We start from the raw sequence: 15,079 nt of genomic DNA, 5'->3' as shown, positions 1-15,079 counted from the left end.
TATTTAATAAACATCCAGATACCCGCCGCAATCATAAACAGGTTTTCGGCTAGAGAGACAAACCCCAGCGGTACATTACTATCTCCGCCAACACAGGCACATTTAAGCTCTCGTTTGTCTATGTAAACAGCCTTAATCACCGACACGGCGCCAACACCCCCAATAAATAAAGAAATTGGTGCAACAATATAAGCTGAAAGCCCTGCAATCATGCCAATACTTACAAATGCTTCTAAAAATGGATACACATAAGCATATCTCACTACTTTCATCGCAAATAAATCATAGGTTATAAAAGAATTACTAAAGCTGTATAAGTCGCGTAATTTTTGAATAGCCAGTACGCCCATTGTTAACGCGACAAACAGCATAACTGTATGCATAGAAAAAAGTGCAAAGCCAGTCGAGTAGCTAAATGCAAAGGCAAGCAATAAGGTAACAGCAAAAATGGCCGTTACGGGAGTATAAGTAGTACCTTGTTGGCCAGGCTCCGATTTATTAAAGTAAGCGCGCAGGTCGTCATACCCGCCAATGCGTTCGTTATCGATAAATGTTTGTGGTGTGGTATCAACATTGTGCTTTTGTTGAAATGCATCGGTTTCTTCGCGCGAAGTCAGCGGCTTATCATCTACCTTATAGCCTTTTCGCTTAAGTAAATCTTTTGATTTGAGTCCAAATGGGCAAATATGCTCATTAGTTACCATTCTGTATAATGTTGCTGACTTAGCCATGTGTACTCCTTACTTTAAATAGTTAATTTATTTGTGCAGACAGTACAAATGTAGGTTTCAATATTGTTGGTCGCTTTGAAAAAAGGGTCTAAATAAATGTAATTTTTACCTATCATTCGCACAAAATTATCTCACAGAGCATGTAATAATTTTCTTTGCTAATAATGCACTTATAATGCCAGTGTAAAAATCTATTCGTGTAATGTTAATTGTGGCAAAGGAACAAATAGTAGATGTGTTCCTATATTAGAAATTAACCATAAGCAATATCAACTACCTATTATTATGAAAAATACAGTCACGTTAATAAAATCTAAAGGTGTAGGGATAGGAGCTATCGCTATATTAGCAGGGCTCGTTTTAGCGTTAGGGGAGCTTACTAGTCTATTCACTCATTTACCAACATACGAAGGTGGCTTTAACAAAGTAGCAGGGGGGAGATGATACTGCCATTTAGCTGCTTAGCCAGTTTGTATATAGTTTATAAATATTTTCGATTGGCTAGGGTTATTAAAATAAACTTAATAACAGAGCAGGTAACAATAAATAATAAATCCCTCATAGGCTTTTTAGAAATATCGATTAAGACTTTCGAAAATACGCATCGCTGCGCGTTAATAATTAAAAATACTGAGGAGGAAATACTCAAGTCAGGGGCGCTCTATTACTGCGCTAGTAAGGATTGCTTAATCAACTACAGCGGCGAATATTTGCATATTACAGTTGAGAACCAATAGGGCTACAATGTGCAGCCTTATTTAGTTTTAAACTTGTCTTGTCCTGAAATGTGTAAACAGATTTCAGGACAAGACACTTTGAAAGAGATTGGTGACTATTTTCAATTGCACTATTCTCGTGTAAGTAAAATAGTGTCAAAAAGAAAGACCTGACCACCCTATTTACACAAGCCTTGGGCAACACTTTGCAAGCACTTGATAGTTATTCTGGTAACATTGAATTTCGTAAAGTGCAACAGAAGTTTCAAACCGGTAGTAGCTTAAAGCCAACGTTTGATGTGACAAATTACACCATTGGAAAGATTCAGTTATGAGCGATTTAAAGTACCACAATGACCACTATAAATTAGTGAACTTGCAAAATGCCTTTCATATTCATTTAGATACTTATAACAATAGGTGGCAGCGTTATCTCGAGCTAGAGCCCGCGATTTATGAGGAGCCGCAGGCACGGTTAAGTAGAGATGCAATGAGTTGTATACGTGTTAGCTTTACTGCACAAAAAGCAGAAAAAGGGCTTGAGGGCGTGTCTATTTTGCGCTTTGGCCTAGATTTATTACATGCGCACTATAATTTAGTGTCAAACCCCGGGCAGCGCCATATTTTTACCTTAAAAGAGCACGTGTTTCGCTTAGAGGGTCGTGCTGAGCATCGCTCTATAATGGTTGATAATTGGTTATTGCAATTGAGTTTAGCGCTTTGCTTAAGAGATGCTGATGCGGTTGAGTTAATCTGCCGGTGCGAAGAAGATTGGCTTGAGTACCCTGATGCCTTTGACTTCGCACTCCTCAAGTTTGTGCGAAATATATTTGTACAAGACGCAGACCAAACAGTGTTATTACGCGAGGTAATGGAAAAATCAGGCCCTGAGCATGTTGATGAATTTAGAGCGCCTTACGTGAACCAGCTATTCTTACCTTATTTGGATGTGTGGGTAGCGGTGTTATCAAACGATGCCGCTCATTACCAACAGGCAATCCATAAAGCTATTGAATTACATTACACATTCTATAACGACCCACCGGAGGGGGTGGTTACGTGGAAAGGTGATGTAGCCTTGCTGATAAGCGCAGTGGCTAGCCTTGCCTATGATAAACATGGTTGGCAAGTGCCCGACACCCCTTACCTGCCAAAGTGGCTAATTTATAAAGAGTTTGAAAATGCTTAAATTAGCCTTGTTTGGCTACAAGGCTGCATATTGCAGCCTTTAATTTTGCTAGCTAACTAAGCGTCTTGCTTGGCTTCTTCTTCACTAATTTGTTTTAGTGCTTGAATAAATGAGTCGCTTGGTTGTCCACCACTAATTGCATATTTATCGTTGATAATAAATGTAGGGACTGAAGTAATACCCATTTGCTTAAAGCGGTCTTGCTCTTGGCGTACTGTTTGAACGTATTTATCTGAGTGTAAAATACTACGTGCCTCTTCTTTATCAAGGCCAACACTTTCTACTACATCAAGCAGTGCCTCTTCTTGATTTAAGTATTTTAAATCGGTGAAGTGTGCTTCAAACATGGCAAGTTTTAATTCGGTTTGCTTATCTTCTTCACGCGCCCAAGTAAGTAGGCGGTGCAAATCAAAGCTGTTGATCATGATGCGCTCACCATCAAAATTAAACGTAAACCCGGCACGCTGACCTGCTTCGAACATGTTTTTACGATTTTCATCGCCTTGCTCTTCGCTTAGGTTGTACTTTTGCATTAGGTGCTCGTTTAAATTTTGACCTTCAAGTGGCATATCAGGGCTTAGCTCAAAAGGATGCCACGTAATATCTGCACTCATTTCGTCTTTGAGTTGCTCTAGTGCAGTTTCTAGGTTTTTATAACCCACTACACACCAAGGGCACATTACGTCTGAAACGATATCAATTTTAAAGTTTTTCATATTTATCCTTTTGAGGATTGCTTTGGTATAACAGGGGATATTGGGATGAACTGCACTTTATCAATGCCAAACTAAAAAGAGCAGCTAAGCAGCTGCTCTTGAAGGTATTCAGTTTTAAGCGTTAAGGCCAAATGGGTCGTCAATACTATAACTTGGTTGTGTAAACCAATGAGGGCCGTTGTCGGTCATGTAAAAATGATCCTCTAAACGCACGCCAAATTCATCGGGTATAACTAACATTGGCTCGTTACTAAAGCACATGCCTGGGGCAAGTGGGGTTTTATCACCGCCAACTAAGTATGGCCATTCGTGAATATCTAGCCCAATGCCGTGGCCCGTTCGATGCGGGCAACCCGGTGTTTGGTACTGCGGACCTAGGCCTTGCGCCGCTAAATAAGTACGTGCGCCAGCGTCTACGTCTTCGCAGGTGGCACCGATTTTAGCTGCATTAAATGCCGCCATTTGCGCTGCTTTTTCATGATCCCAAAACATCCGTTGGCGCATTGTAGGTTCGCCAAATACATAGGTACGGGTAATATCAGATAGGTAATCGTGTACTTTACAGCCGGTATCAATTAATACCATATCGCCTTTTTTAAGTACTTGGGCGTTTTTAACACCGTGCGGAAAAGACGTTGCAATACCAAATAAAACAATACAAAAATAGTTACCTGGCGCGCCTACTTTTTGATGTGCTTGCTTAATAAAAGCTTCTACTTCGGTGGTGGTTATTCCCTCATAAAGCATGCTTGCTGTGGCTTGATGTACGGCTAAGGTCATATCCATCGCGCGCTGCATTAAGCTAAGCTCGTGAATTGATTTATGCATACGGCAATGCGCCGTTACAGGTTGTGCATTTATGAGGGTTAAACCCGTTTGTGCTTTATTAATGCCGTCGAATATAAAAAATTGTGCGCTTTCATCAATGCCAATGGTTGCGTTTTCATTAATGTTTAACTTTTTTAATACTTCGACAAAAAGTGCATAAGGATTTTCGTGCTCTTGCCACCCATGAATAGGCCCATCTATTACTTTAAACCCGTTTAGTGAACCAATTTCGAAATAAGGCGCAATGTATTGTACTTCACCAAGGGCGGGTAATATCGCGCCAACCATACGTTCGCTCGCGTACCATTTCATGCCTGTAAAGTAGGTAAGGTTGGTGCCAGCGTTTAAATAAATTGCATCTATGTTGTTTGCTAGCATATACGCTTGAGCCTTGGCTATGCGCTCTAAATGTTCGTCAGCTGCGATAGGGGTCAGCGTTTGCGTCATGTTACTTAGGCTTGCCAGCGCTTGCTCGCTTGATTGTGTACCAATACCGATGGTGGTCATATTTTTCTCCTTGGATTTTTAGCTAGTGTGATTAATACCAAGGTAAAATTCAATGTTATGCGATAAGAGGCTATTAGTTTATAGCCTCTTAAAATGGCATATTATTTTTTAGCGTAAGGTAAACGCGTGAGTTTATTACTTGTGTGGTAGCTATCAAGCCCGGTTACTGCCACCGTTTCAATAGCCTGTAAATCTAAAAAGCCATCACTTTGAAGTGCTACTTCATCTAAATACACATCAGTGATTTCACCTATTACAAGCTCTGTGCCATTGATGGCTAAATGTTGGTTTTCTACAAATTTAACCGAGTACTTTAAGCGGCTTTCTTTAACAAAAGGCGCTGCAAAGTCGTTTAAGTATTCGGGCGTTAAACCTGTCGCTGCAAATTCTGACTCGCCTTTGTCGTAGCGGGCTGATGTTTGATGAGCTTGCTTATAAATAGCTTTATTAACCTGGTTAATGGTGTAACTACCGGTTTCGATTATGTTTTCGAACGTATGGCGAGGCACGCTATTTGGGCGCATTATCATGCCAACTAGCGGCGGGTGAGCACCTAAATGAATAACAGAGCTAACAATGGCGAGATTAGTATTGCCTTGTTTGTCTTGCGTGCCAATTAAGTTGGCGCTTTTAAAACCCGAAAGCGAATTAATTAAATGAGTACGAGTGTGTTTTTCAAGTGCGTTTATGCGCTCTTTAGTAAAATGCATTAAAGGTCCTTACCACGGTATGGTTTTGCCTTGCCAATCTAAGTAGGCAGGCTCACCATTGAGTTCTAAATGAAGGTTATTAAAAGTAAGTGTAAAAAGCTGCTTAGCTACAAATTCAGCTGTAAAGAGTTTTCCAGCGGGTACGTTTTTTTGAAATGGCTTTGAAAGCGCAGTATCAGTAGTCCCTGGGTGAAATAAAACGAGCTTGGTATTTTTAGCTCGGCGTGAAAGCTCAATCGCTGCGGTTTTAAATAGCATGTTAAGAGCTGCCTTAGAGGCGCGATACGTATACCAACCGCCTAATTTATTGTCGTTAATGCTGCCCACACGCGCACTGAGTGCTGTAATAGTACAGTGCGTTTTATGTGTTAAGAGCGGCAAAATACTCTGCAAGCAAAGTAGGGGGGTTAGGGTGTTTGAATTGAGAAGTTGGCTAAAATACTCAGCGTCTAAATCCTCCAGCTTTTTTTCGGGCATATGGGTTTCGTTGTGCAGTGTACCATTGAATATAATAACTTGTTGTATATCGGCATTTTGCTCTTTTAGGTAATTAGTGACGCGCACTAAACTTTGTTTTGTGTAGTCAGTATGCAGGTGGACAAAACTTGAGTCAGATTCAATACTTTTTGAACTAATACAAACTATCTGATGAGTAGGCGTGTTTATTTGTAAATGTTCTATATATGCATTTGCTATGGCACTGCTTGCGCCGAATAAAACAATGGTTTTCATTTATCACCTTTTGCTTTTAGTCCACATTGGCCGTTACTGCACTGAGTATTTGGCATTAAAAAGCGACTGATGGGATGCCTATACTTAGCAAATAACAGGTATCCGCAGTCAGCGAAAAAGCGAATTATTGGCAAGCGAAAAATTTTCAACCAGCTGTGTTTACCCACTATTTTCCATGCTTCGTAAGTTACATCAAGCCCGTAAATCATTTCACCTGATTGCTTTTGGGCTTGCAGGTAGTTCATTGCTTTGTCTTTATCAATATACGAGTAGCGTTCACTAAAGTCGCTCGCGTTAAGATCTTCAAGCGTAATTAGATTTTTAGAGTCTGCGTGTTTTAGTTGCTGCATTTCGGTGCTGCAAAGAGGGCAGTTTCCATCGTAAAAAATGATCATGTAATTGCTTTGTGATTATTTTATATATACTTTTTTACGACAAGACATTGCAAATGGATCTATTAAATATCTCTTCATGATGATATTAATAGTGTCCTACGAAACAAAGGAGAATGAGAAATGAGTGAACAATATGCCGCCTTGCGAGGTAATGTAAATTTACTTGGGCAATTACTAGGACAAACTATTAAGGATGCTCAAGGCCAAGCTATTTTAGATAAAGTAGAAGAAATTCGGGCTTTATCTAAATCATCTCGCAGTGGTAATGAAGACGACAGACAAGCGCTAATAGACGTTTTACATGCGCTTAGTGATGAAGAGCTTTTGCCGGTTGCCCGTTCATTTAATCATTTTTTAAACCTTGCTAATGTAGCAGAACAATTTCATACCGTTTCGCGTTTTAATGACGTTGGCCTTGGTCAACAAAACCCTCTCACTCAAACATTAAAAACGTTAGTTACAAAAGCAGAACAAGGCCAGCTAGATAGTAATCATTTGGCCGAAACACTCTCAAAACTCCACATAAACTTAGTATTAACCGCCCACCCAACCGAGGTGACGCGCCGTACTATTATTAACAAACATGTTGAACTAAGTGATTGCTTAGCGTCATTAGAGCGAAAAGATAACTTACCGCTAGAGCGAGATGCTATTTTAAATCGTATTGAACAGCTTATTAGCCAGGCTTGGCATACCGACGACATTCGTCGCTCTCGCCCAACGCCAGTTGATGAAGCTAAATGGGGTTATGCGGTAATCGAAAACAGTCTTTGGCACGCTGTTCCGCGCTTTTTACGTGAATTTTCAGCCAATGTTAAAGAGCAATTAAGTTTAGAGCTACCAAAAGATTACAGCCCGATTGAGTTCACATCTTGGATGGGTGGAGACCGTGATGGAAATCCATTTGTAACATCGCAGGTTACAGCAGAGGTGCTTGACCATGGTCGTTGGATGGCGCTTAACTTATATATTCAAGATTTAAAAACGTTATGCGCTGAATTATCTATGTCAGACGCCAGTGATGAGCTTATTGAGTTGGCAGGTCAAGACTTTGAACCATACAGAGCGGTGATCAAAAAGCTTAAAAACCAAGTTGCAGAGACCGTGGCTCACTTGGGCGCTAAAATTAAAAATAAGCGTAGCGATTCACAAGATTTAATTACCGATATTAATCAGCTTAAGCACCCTGTAGAGGTTTGCTACCGCTCGTTATTAAAGTGTAATATGAAAGTAGTTGCTGATGGATTATTGCTTGATTTACTGTACCGTATTAATAGCTTTGGCTTGCGTTTAGCTAAACTCGATGTGCGCCAAGACTCGTCTCGTCACAGCGATGTTTTTTCTGAGCTGACTCGTTATTTAGGTTTAGGCGACTACAACCAATGGCAAGAGCAAGATAAACAAGCTTTTTTACTTACTGAACTTAACTCTCGCAGACCGCTTATTCCAAAACATTGGCAACCAAGCCCTGATGTTCAAGAAGTGCTAGACACCTTTGATGTTATTGCTAAGCAAGACGAACAAACATTTGGCTTGTATATTATTTCGATGGCGCGAACAGCATCAGACATTTTAGCAGTACAATTATTGCTAAAAGAAAGCGGCTGTAGCTTTGATTTACCAGTAGCACCCTTGTTTGAAACACTCGACGATTTAAACGCAGGCAGTGATGTAATTACTACATTACTTGATAATGTTTGGTATCGCGGGCACATTAAAAACACCCAAAATGTAATGATTGGTTACTCTGATTCTGCTAAAGATGCCGGCATGATGGCAGCAGGTTGGGCGCAGTACGAAGCTATGGATAAACTAGTACAACTTGCTGATGAGCGTGGTATTGAACTTATTTTATTCCATGGACGTGGTGGCACAGTAGGGCGTGGTGGGGCACCTGCTGCACAAGCGCTGCATTCACAACCGCCAGGTTCGTTAAAAGGTGGTTTGCGTGTAACCGAGCAAGGCGAGATGATCCGCTTTAAATTTGGTTTACCCGATGTAGCACTGCAAAGCTTAAATATTTACGCAGGTGCAGTACTACAAAGTAACTTATTACCGCCGCCGGAACCAAAACCGCAGTGGCGCGAAGTAATGAAGCTAATAAGTGAGGAGTCGTGTGAACACTACCGTAATGTAGTTCGCCACGATGAAAACTTTGTACCTTACTTCAGAATGGCAACGCCTGAGCTTGAACTGTCTAAGTTGCCGCTAGGCTCGCGTCCTGCAAAACGTAATCCTAATGGTGGCGTTGAAAGCCTGCGTGCTATTCCATGGATTTTTGCGTGGAGCCAAAACCGTTTAATGCTTCCTGCATGGTTAGGTGCGTTAACTGGCTTAAAAGCTGCGCTTAATAAGTACGGCGCAGAAACACTCAGCGAAATGAGCCTACAGTGGCCATTCTTTAGATCGCGCCTAGAAATGCTAGAAATGGTATTTAGTAAAGCCGATTGCTGGTTGAGTGAGCATTACGATAATGCGCTGGTGGAAGATATGTACAAACCATTGGGTGTAACACTTCGTAAAGAGCTTCAAGAAGCGATTAGCTTGGTGCAATCACTTAGCCCACAAAAAAGCCTACTCGCCGAACAACCTTGGATTAAGGAGTCGATTAGTTTACGTAATCCGTACACCGATCCACTTAACCTATTACAGGTTGAGCTTTTACGCCGTGCTCGCTCAGAGGAAAAACGAAACGAAGGTGACATTGATAATGCGTTAATGATCACGATGACAGGTATAGCTGCAGGTATGCGTAATACCGGCTAACACTTTATTTTGTTAGGTATACCTATTGGTATTAAAAGGGAGCACGCGATGTGCTCCCTTTTTTTGCGTTAAATAGGCTGGTATTTAACGCCCTAACCTTTTAAACTACTTAGCCATTGAATAATTAAAAAATATTATGGCTTCAGCAACTTTTACTGTACAGCAAGATACAGCACTTACAAATTCGCACTTCACATTAAGCGTAGCGCAAACAGCGTCATTACGTAGTCAATTAAAATCACAACGTGGCATATTAAATTCTAATAATATTAAAGCGTTATGCGCGCAACTCAATGTGTCTGATGATGTATTACTACAAGGTTTAGTGCCTTTAGCTTCTGAGTATGCCGTTGCGCCAGTGTCAGATTTTCATGTAGGCGCAATTGTTAAAGCGCTTGATAAAAAGGGTGAGGTAAACTTTTACTTTGGTGCGAATGTAGAGTTTGATCATCAAGCATTGAGTTTAGTGGTTCATGCAGAGCAATCGGCTATAAATAACGCATGGTTAAACGGCGCTAAAAAAATAGTTAAAATTGCGATTAGCGATGCGCCTTGTGGGTATTGTCGCCAGTTTATGAACGAACTAGCTGATGCGAAAGAGTTTGATATTTTACTTCCTGATCAGCAATTTAAACTTGCTGAATTACTGCCGCATTCATTTGGACCTACCGATTTAGGTAACGAATTTAGCTTGTTTAACCCAAAACCACAGCAAGGTAATTTTAGCGCTGAAGACCTTGATGAAACCCTTGCGCGTTTTGCACTTAATGCGTATGTGCCTTACAGCCAAAACTTTAGCGCCGTAAAAATAAGTACATTTAGTGATGGTGACTTTTACGGAAGTTACGCCGAAAATGCAGCTTACAGTCCAAGTTTATCGCCACTACAAAGTGCACTAAGCCAGTTCTTTTTAGCTGGGCTTAGCTTTAACGAAAGTACGGTGAAGGGAATTACATTGCTCGAAACAGCGGGTCGTGAAAACCAGTCGCAAGTGGCAAAAGCTGTACTTGCCAGTTTTACGCATTTACCTGCACTTAAAGTAATTAGCGCACCACTTAAATAGTGGCTTGCATACAATAAAGCACAGCCGGCGCTGTGCTTTATTAAAGCGAGTCATTCTATCGAATTAACTCACTGACTGCTATAACCTGTATTAATCAAGTAATACTTTAGCTGCTTCTAATACTACAGCTACAGATTTACGCTCAATTTCACCGTGGTCTACATTTGGTATTTCTTGGCGAGTACGGTTAACAAGTACGCCTGCTACACATGCTGCTTGTAATCCAAGGGCTGCACACATAGTAAATAATGTTGCCGATTCCATTTCGTAGTTCATCACGCCCAATTTTTGCCACTCTTCGCAGCTACCTTGTAGTGATTTAGGAACGTAACCAGAGTGCGTATCGTAACGCTCTTGCCCTGGGTAGAATGTATCGCTTGATGCAGTAATACCAATATGAAAATCGATATTTAGGTTTTTACATGCTTGTACCATAGCTTGTGTTGCATAAAAGTCAGATACAGCAGGGTAGCTAAGTGGTGCAAAGTGTTGGCTAGCTCCGTCTAAACGTACAGACGCTTGGCTAATTAAAATTTCGCCTTCGTTAATGTGTGGCTGAATTGCACCGGTTGTACCAATACGTAAAAATTTACGCACGCCAAGTTGTGCTAATTCTTCTACTGCAATCGACGTAGATGGACCACCAATACCTGTAGAACATATAACCACAGAGTGGCCGTTTAATTGACCTAAATAAACATGAAACTCGCGAGTTTGAGCAAGGCAGGTTGGGTTGTCTAGGAATTGTGAAATACGTGCTGCACGATCTGGATCGCCCGGTACAATCGCAAGTTTTGCACCTTTAAGATCGTCAATACATAGTCCTAAGTGAAATACCTTTTCCATAGCTAAGCCTTTTATAATAATTTGTTGTCAATCTAGCATGATTGCTAGAAACGTTTATCAAGTACAGGACGATTGTCCGTTTTATCTTAACTCTTCCAATAAAGCCTTAATAATTTTAAGGGCTAATTTGATTTATTCACCAACTATGAATATTCACTCAAGTACTTATATACGTAGCCTTGTTGCGCTGTTGACATGTTCAAGCAGACATAATAAGTATCACTCAAGCGCGTAACTACGATTAAATGAATGATTACAAAGTTTCATTAATATCAAATAAATTCAATGATTTAATCTTGTAGTGAAGACGTAAAAACTAACGTGTTTACTTATATTAAGCACTGACTTATTTAGCAAAGTGGCATTTATTTGAAGTTTAGGCATTTTTAGTGATTTTGCATAACTAATCAAAAGTAATTAGCTACGTACAGAATAAAAACCGAAGGAGTTTATTATGAGCACACAATTTGAAGCATTTAAAAACAAAGTTGAGCACTGTTTGTGCGCACCGGGCGATGGCGTATACACAGTAAATACTGCAAAAGAGCGCAAAGCCGCGCTGCGTAATAAACTTTACGGACAAACTGAAAACGTTGATAATTTGTGGCGCGAGTCTTTAAACGAATTACCAAACTCACCACATAAAGCCGTTATGTTAGGTATTAGTTCAGACTGTGGCGGTGGGATATTACGCGGAGCAAACTGGGGGCCACTGTTTGTGCGCTCAGCTTTAATTGATCAGCAACCTCAGTGTCATTCGTTTGATTTAGGTGATGTACGTGTAATCCCACATTTACTTCATGACAAATACCTAAATGATGCAACCATTTCTAATTGCCAAAAAGCCTTATATGGTGATGAAGATAACGATTATTACGTAAGCCCGTTATCAATCACTGAGGATGTATGCGACAGCTTTTACGCAACATTTAAAGATAAAGGGATATTTGGTATTGGTGGCGATCACTCAATTAGTTACCCACTTACTAAAGCGTACTTAAAAGCAAAACGTGAGCAAGGTAAGCGCACGGCTATTATTCACTTTGACGCGCATACCGATTTACTTGTGGAGCGCTTAGGTATTGATTTATGTTTTGGCTCGTGGTGTACACATATTTTAGAATTTTTACCTGCGCCGAATCATTTAATACAATTTGGTATACGCTCAAGTGGCAAGCCTAAAGCGCATTGGGAAAATACTTTTGGTGTTAAACAGCACTGGGCACATGAAATCATTGAACGCGGCGCAGCAGCGGTTGCTGCCGACGCTATTGCACAGTTAAAAGCCGATAACGTTGATGAAATATACGTAAGCTTTGATATTGATGCACTTGATGCAGAGTTTGCATCTGCCACAGGTACGCCAGAGCATCACGGTTTAACGCCTCAGCATGCGCTTGATATTTTATCAGCCATTGCGGATGAGTTTCCTATTACGGGTGCAGATATGATGGAGATAGCGCCATTTACCGACAGCTCTTTAGTTGGTCAATCAAGCTCAGAAACGACACTTAGAGAAGGCGCTAAAATTTCAGCCTTTTTAATTAGTGCGATGAATAAGTAAGCTGCAGAAGCTATAAATACTAGCACTATCAGCGTATAAGTGTGCATTACATAACTAAAAACTAGCAGTTCACAAAGCCTCAGCTATATTTATTAAATACATATAATGAGTTGGTTGAGGCCTCACTAGATGAAATTGTTGATCTTTTTATTGTTCATTAGCTGTATTAAAGTTGATGCAGCTGAAATTACAATAGTAACGGAAGTATTTCCGGACTTTCAGTATATTAATGAAGATAACAAACTCGTTGGCCGCTCTGTCGAAAAAGTTCATAAAGCGCTAGAAGGTACAGGTATAAACTACACTATGTTGGCGCATAGTTGGGCCATATCCTACAATGCAGCGCTACGCGATAAAAACACCTGTATATTTTCGATTGTTCGATTACCTAATAGAGAAAGTAAGTTTAACTGGGTAGGCGAACTGGAAAGCTTTGACTCTGCCATTTATGGTCTAAAATCCAGAGGTATAAAGTTAAACACCCTCAATGATGCTAAAAAATACAAAATAGCAGTACTGCGTGATAACTTTAGTCATCATTATTTGCTTGAAAGGGGCTTTAGTGAAAGTAAGCATTTATTACTCATCGATAGCCTAGATAAAATAGATAAACTCATAAGCACTCGTCACCATATACTTGATTTTGTTATCCTCAACAAAAAGCAATTTAACTATCGAGTTCAAACAGAGCCTAAGCTTGAGTTACTAGAACCATTACTTGATTTAAACACAACTCAGTCTCCGTTATTTTTTGCCTGTAATATAAATATGGATCCGGCTTTAGTTTCTCAATTAAAAGTTGCCTTTAATAAAATTTAAGCACTTTAAACTCACTGTTTTACCTCTTAAATAATTGAAAATTAATAGCTTAAATATATTTCGTAAATATAAATTGCTGCGTTTAAAAAACCGATTATAATCCAGCTGCTTTTTGTTTAAAAAAGCGCTAACTTATTGGAGCGTTAAATGGGTGATTTAATCGGGATTAGCTTATTGATCTTGATCAGTGCGTTGTTTGCTATGTCAGAAATAGCAATTGCAGCGTCGCGTAAAATAAAACTGCGGGTAATGGCAGATGAAGGAAATATAAAAGCAGCAGCGGTATTAAAGCTACAAGAAAATCCAGGGGCTTTTTTTGCCATGATCCAAATTGCACTCAACGCGATTGCGATTTTGGGTGGTATTGTGGGCGAGCAGGCTTTATCGCCTTATGTTGAAAGTGTTTTAGTGCTTTTTTATCAAGGTGCACACTTAGAAAAAATTAGCTTTTTATTCTCATTTTTTACTATTACATCTCTGTTTATCTTGTTCGCCGATTTAATGCCAAAACGTTTAGCGATGATCATGCCAGAAGCTGTCGCTGTTAGAGTCGTTACAATAATGCGCTGGGTAACCTTTGCCTTAACTCCGCTAGTGATGTTTTTTAATGGGGTAACTAACTTTGTGCTGCGCTTATTTAAAGTGCCCGCTGAGCGAGAAGACAACGTTACAACTGAGGACATTGTTGCCATGATGGAAGCGGGTGCTGCATATGGTAGTTTGCAAAAGCAAGAGTATGAACTCATTGGTAATGTGTTTGACCTAGAAGCGCGGTTTTTATCAAGCGTAATGACGCCACGCGACCAAATTGTCTATTTTGATTTAAACGAATCTAGCCATGATATTGCGACCAAAATTATTGACCACCCTCATAATCACTTTTTAGTAGTGTCAGGAAATTTAGATAAATTGCATGGCTCTGTTGAATCTAAAGATATTTTACGACAAGTACTAAAAGGCGAAGCCGCCAATATAAACGATGAGCTGATTGATAAAGATGTTTTTTACTTACCGGAAACATTAAGCCTATCAGAAGCCTTAAATGCGTTTAAAAGCGCAGCAAAGCCATTTGCTGTTGTCGTAAACGAATACGCGCTTTCGGTAGGTATTGTAACGGTAAAAGACTTAATGAAAGGGTTTATGGGGGATTTAATTACTCATCAAGGTGATGAATTAATTATAGAGCGCGATAAAAATTCATGGCTTGTAGATGGGTTAACTCCAATTACCGATTTAGCAAAGGTACTTGATATAGAAGAATTTCCAGATCAGATGCACTATGAAACTGTCGCTGGATTTTTAATTTACAGTATGAAGCGAATCCCTAAACGTGCAGAGCATTTAACTTTTTCAGGCTTTAAGTTTGAAGTTGTTGATGTAGAGGGCATTAGGGTAGAGCAGTTGTTAGTTTCAAGAGTTATTAATCCACAGAACGACAACCCCCTTTAAAAAGTAAGATAGTCGTTTATATAACTAGCCAAGTTGTTTTTAGCTTGG

At 40.0% G+C, this 15,079-nt stretch carries 13 protein-coding genes; 6 read left to right on the top strand and 7 right to left on the bottom strand.

What is annotated here, in order from left to right:
- A partial coding sequence (locus tag H5072_RS02155; protein ID WP_182692526.1) for a MauE/DoxX family redox-associated membrane protein occupies positions 1-731 on the bottom strand: 731 nt, incomplete at its 3' end.
- 1,047 nt (positions 732-1,778) lie between these two features.
- On the opposite strand from H5072_RS02155, the gene H5072_RS02150 reads away from it, so the two are divergent.
- Positions 1,779-2,636 carry an immunity 49 family protein gene (locus H5072_RS02150; protein ID WP_182692525.1) on the top strand — a complete coding sequence of 286 codons (858 nt, stop codon included), beginning with the start codon at positions 1,779-1,781 and terminating at the stop codon, positions 2,634-2,636.
- A gap of 56 nt (positions 2,637-2,692) precedes the next feature.
- Here the strand turns inward: H5072_RS02150 and H5072_RS02145 are convergent, their stop codons facing one another.
- From H5072_RS02145 to H5072_RS02125, 5 genes are all read right to left on the bottom strand, one after another.
- Positions 2,693-3,352: a DsbA family oxidoreductase gene (locus tag H5072_RS02145; RefSeq protein WP_182692524.1), complete on the bottom strand. Its 660-nt coding sequence runs from the start codon at positions 3,350-3,352 to the stop codon at positions 2,693-2,695.
- Positions 3,353-3,466: 114 nt separating this feature from the next.
- Entirely contained in the window at positions 3,467-4,687 is a 1,221-nt protein-coding gene (locus H5072_RS02140) for a Xaa-Pro peptidase family protein (RefSeq protein ID WP_182692523.1), read from the bottom strand.
- A gap of 101 nt (positions 4,688-4,788) precedes the next feature.
- A complete protein-coding gene (locus H5072_RS02135; RefSeq protein WP_007375568.1) occupies positions 4,789-5,397 on the bottom strand; it encodes a flavin reductase family protein in 609 nt (202 codons plus the stop codon).
- 9 nt (positions 5,398-5,406) lie between these two features.
- Complete coding sequence (locus tag H5072_RS02130) at positions 5,407-6,129, bottom strand: SDR family NAD(P)-dependent oxidoreductase (protein WP_182692522.1); 723 nt, start codon at positions 6,127-6,129, stop codon at positions 5,407-5,409.
- Positions 6,126-6,524 (bottom strand): thiol-disulfide oxidoreductase DCC family protein, encoded by a 399-nt coding sequence (locus H5072_RS02125; RefSeq protein WP_024594554.1) that lies wholly within the window; start codon positions 6,522-6,524, stop codon positions 6,126-6,128. Before H5072_RS02125 ends, H5072_RS02130 begins: the two co-directional genes overlap by 4 nt.
- 120 nt (positions 6,525-6,644) lie before the next feature.
- Here H5072_RS02125 and ppc point away from each other — a divergent pair, with 120 nt between their 5' ends.
- Together ppc and cdd are read left to right on the top strand one after the other, a co-directional pair.
- Complete coding sequence (ppc, locus tag H5072_RS02120) at positions 6,645-9,290, top strand: phosphoenolpyruvate carboxylase (RefSeq protein WP_182692521.1); 2,646 nt, start codon at positions 6,645-6,647, stop codon at positions 9,288-9,290.
- A 136-nt stretch (positions 9,291-9,426) separates the two neighbouring features.
- Complete coding sequence (cdd, locus tag H5072_RS02115) at positions 9,427-10,353, top strand: cytidine deaminase (protein WP_182692520.1); 927 nt, start codon at positions 9,427-9,429, stop codon at positions 10,351-10,353.
- Positions 10,354-10,443: 90 nt separating this feature from the next.
- Here the strand turns inward: cdd and udp are convergent, their stop codons facing one another.
- Complete coding sequence (udp, locus tag H5072_RS02110; RefSeq protein WP_007375563.1) at positions 10,444-11,199, bottom strand: uridine phosphorylase; 756 nt, start codon at positions 11,197-11,199, stop codon at positions 10,444-10,446.
- Positions 11,200-11,653: 454 nt separating this feature from the next.
- Between udp and H5072_RS02105 the strand changes: the two genes are divergently transcribed.
- The 3 genes from H5072_RS02105 to H5072_RS02095 all read left to right on the top strand — a co-directional run bounded on the left by H5072_RS02105 (position 11,654) and on the right by H5072_RS02095 (position 15,031).
- Positions 11,654-12,763, top strand: coding sequence for an arginase family protein (locus H5072_RS02105; RefSeq protein ID WP_182692519.1), 1,110 nt, complete (start codon positions 11,654-11,656; stop codon positions 12,761-12,763).
- A 129-nt stretch (positions 12,764-12,892) separates the two neighbouring features.
- Positions 12,893-13,582 carry a transporter substrate-binding domain-containing protein gene (locus H5072_RS02100; protein ID WP_182692518.1) on the top strand — a complete coding sequence of 230 codons (690 nt, stop codon included), beginning with the start codon at positions 12,893-12,895 and terminating at the stop codon, positions 13,580-13,582.
- A gap of 147 nt (positions 13,583-13,729) precedes the next feature.
- A complete protein-coding gene (locus H5072_RS02095; RefSeq protein ID WP_002959027.1) occupies positions 13,730-15,031 on the top strand; it encodes a hemolysin family protein in 1,302 nt (433 codons plus the stop codon).
- The last annotated feature ends 48 nt before the right edge of the window (positions 15,032-15,079 follow it).

Source organism: Pseudoalteromonas sp. SR45-5 (genome assembly GCF_014163565.1).
In the GTDB taxonomy this organism is placed as follows: domain Bacteria; phylum Pseudomonadota; class Gammaproteobacteria; order Enterobacterales; family Alteromonadaceae; genus Pseudoalteromonas; species Pseudoalteromonas distincta.
Note: the sequence above shows the minus strand (reverse complement) of the source record. Positions and strands in the feature narration are given on the sequence as shown.

What these genes read in the sequence shown, in the direction of transcription:
- H5072_RS02150 (WP_182692525.1), top strand. Translation starts at nt 1,779, where the DNA reads ATGAGCGATTTAAAGTACCACAATGACCACTATAAATTAGTGAACTTG.
- H5072_RS02145 (WP_182692524.1), bottom strand. Translation starts at nt 3,352, where the DNA reads ATGAAAAACTTTAAAATTGATATCGTTTCAGACGTAATGTGCCCTTGG.
- H5072_RS02140 (WP_182692523.1), bottom strand. Translation starts at nt 4,687, where the DNA reads ATGACCACCATCGGTATTGGTACACAATCAAGCGAGCAAGCGCTGGCA.
- H5072_RS02135 (WP_007375568.1), bottom strand. Translation starts at nt 5,397, where the DNA reads ATGCATTTTACTAAAGAGCGCATAAACGCACTTGAAAAACACACTCGT.
- H5072_RS02130 (WP_182692522.1), bottom strand. Translation starts at nt 6,129, where the DNA reads ATGAAAACCATTGTTTTATTCGGCGCAAGCAGTGCCATAGCAAATGCA.
- H5072_RS02125 (WP_024594554.1), bottom strand. Translation starts at nt 6,524, where the DNA reads ATGATCATTTTTTACGATGGAAACTGCCCTCTTTGCAGCACCGAAATG.
- ppc (WP_182692521.1), top strand. Translation starts at nt 6,645, where the DNA reads ATGAGTGAACAATATGCCGCCTTGCGAGGTAATGTAAATTTACTTGGG.
- cdd (WP_182692520.1), top strand. Translation starts at nt 9,427, where the DNA reads ATGGCTTCAGCAACTTTTACTGTACAGCAAGATACAGCACTTACAAAT.
- udp (WP_007375563.1), bottom strand. Translation starts at nt 11,199, where the DNA reads ATGGAAAAGGTATTTCACTTAGGACTATGTATTGACGATCTTAAAGGT.
- H5072_RS02105 (WP_182692519.1), top strand. Translation starts at nt 11,654, where the DNA reads ATGAGCACACAATTTGAAGCATTTAAAAACAAAGTTGAGCACTGTTTG.
- H5072_RS02100 (WP_182692518.1), top strand. Translation starts at nt 12,893, where the DNA reads ATGAAATTGTTGATCTTTTTATTGTTCATTAGCTGTATTAAAGTTGAT.
- H5072_RS02095 (WP_002959027.1), top strand. Translation starts at nt 13,730, where the DNA reads ATGGGTGATTTAATCGGGATTAGCTTATTGATCTTGATCAGTGCGTTG.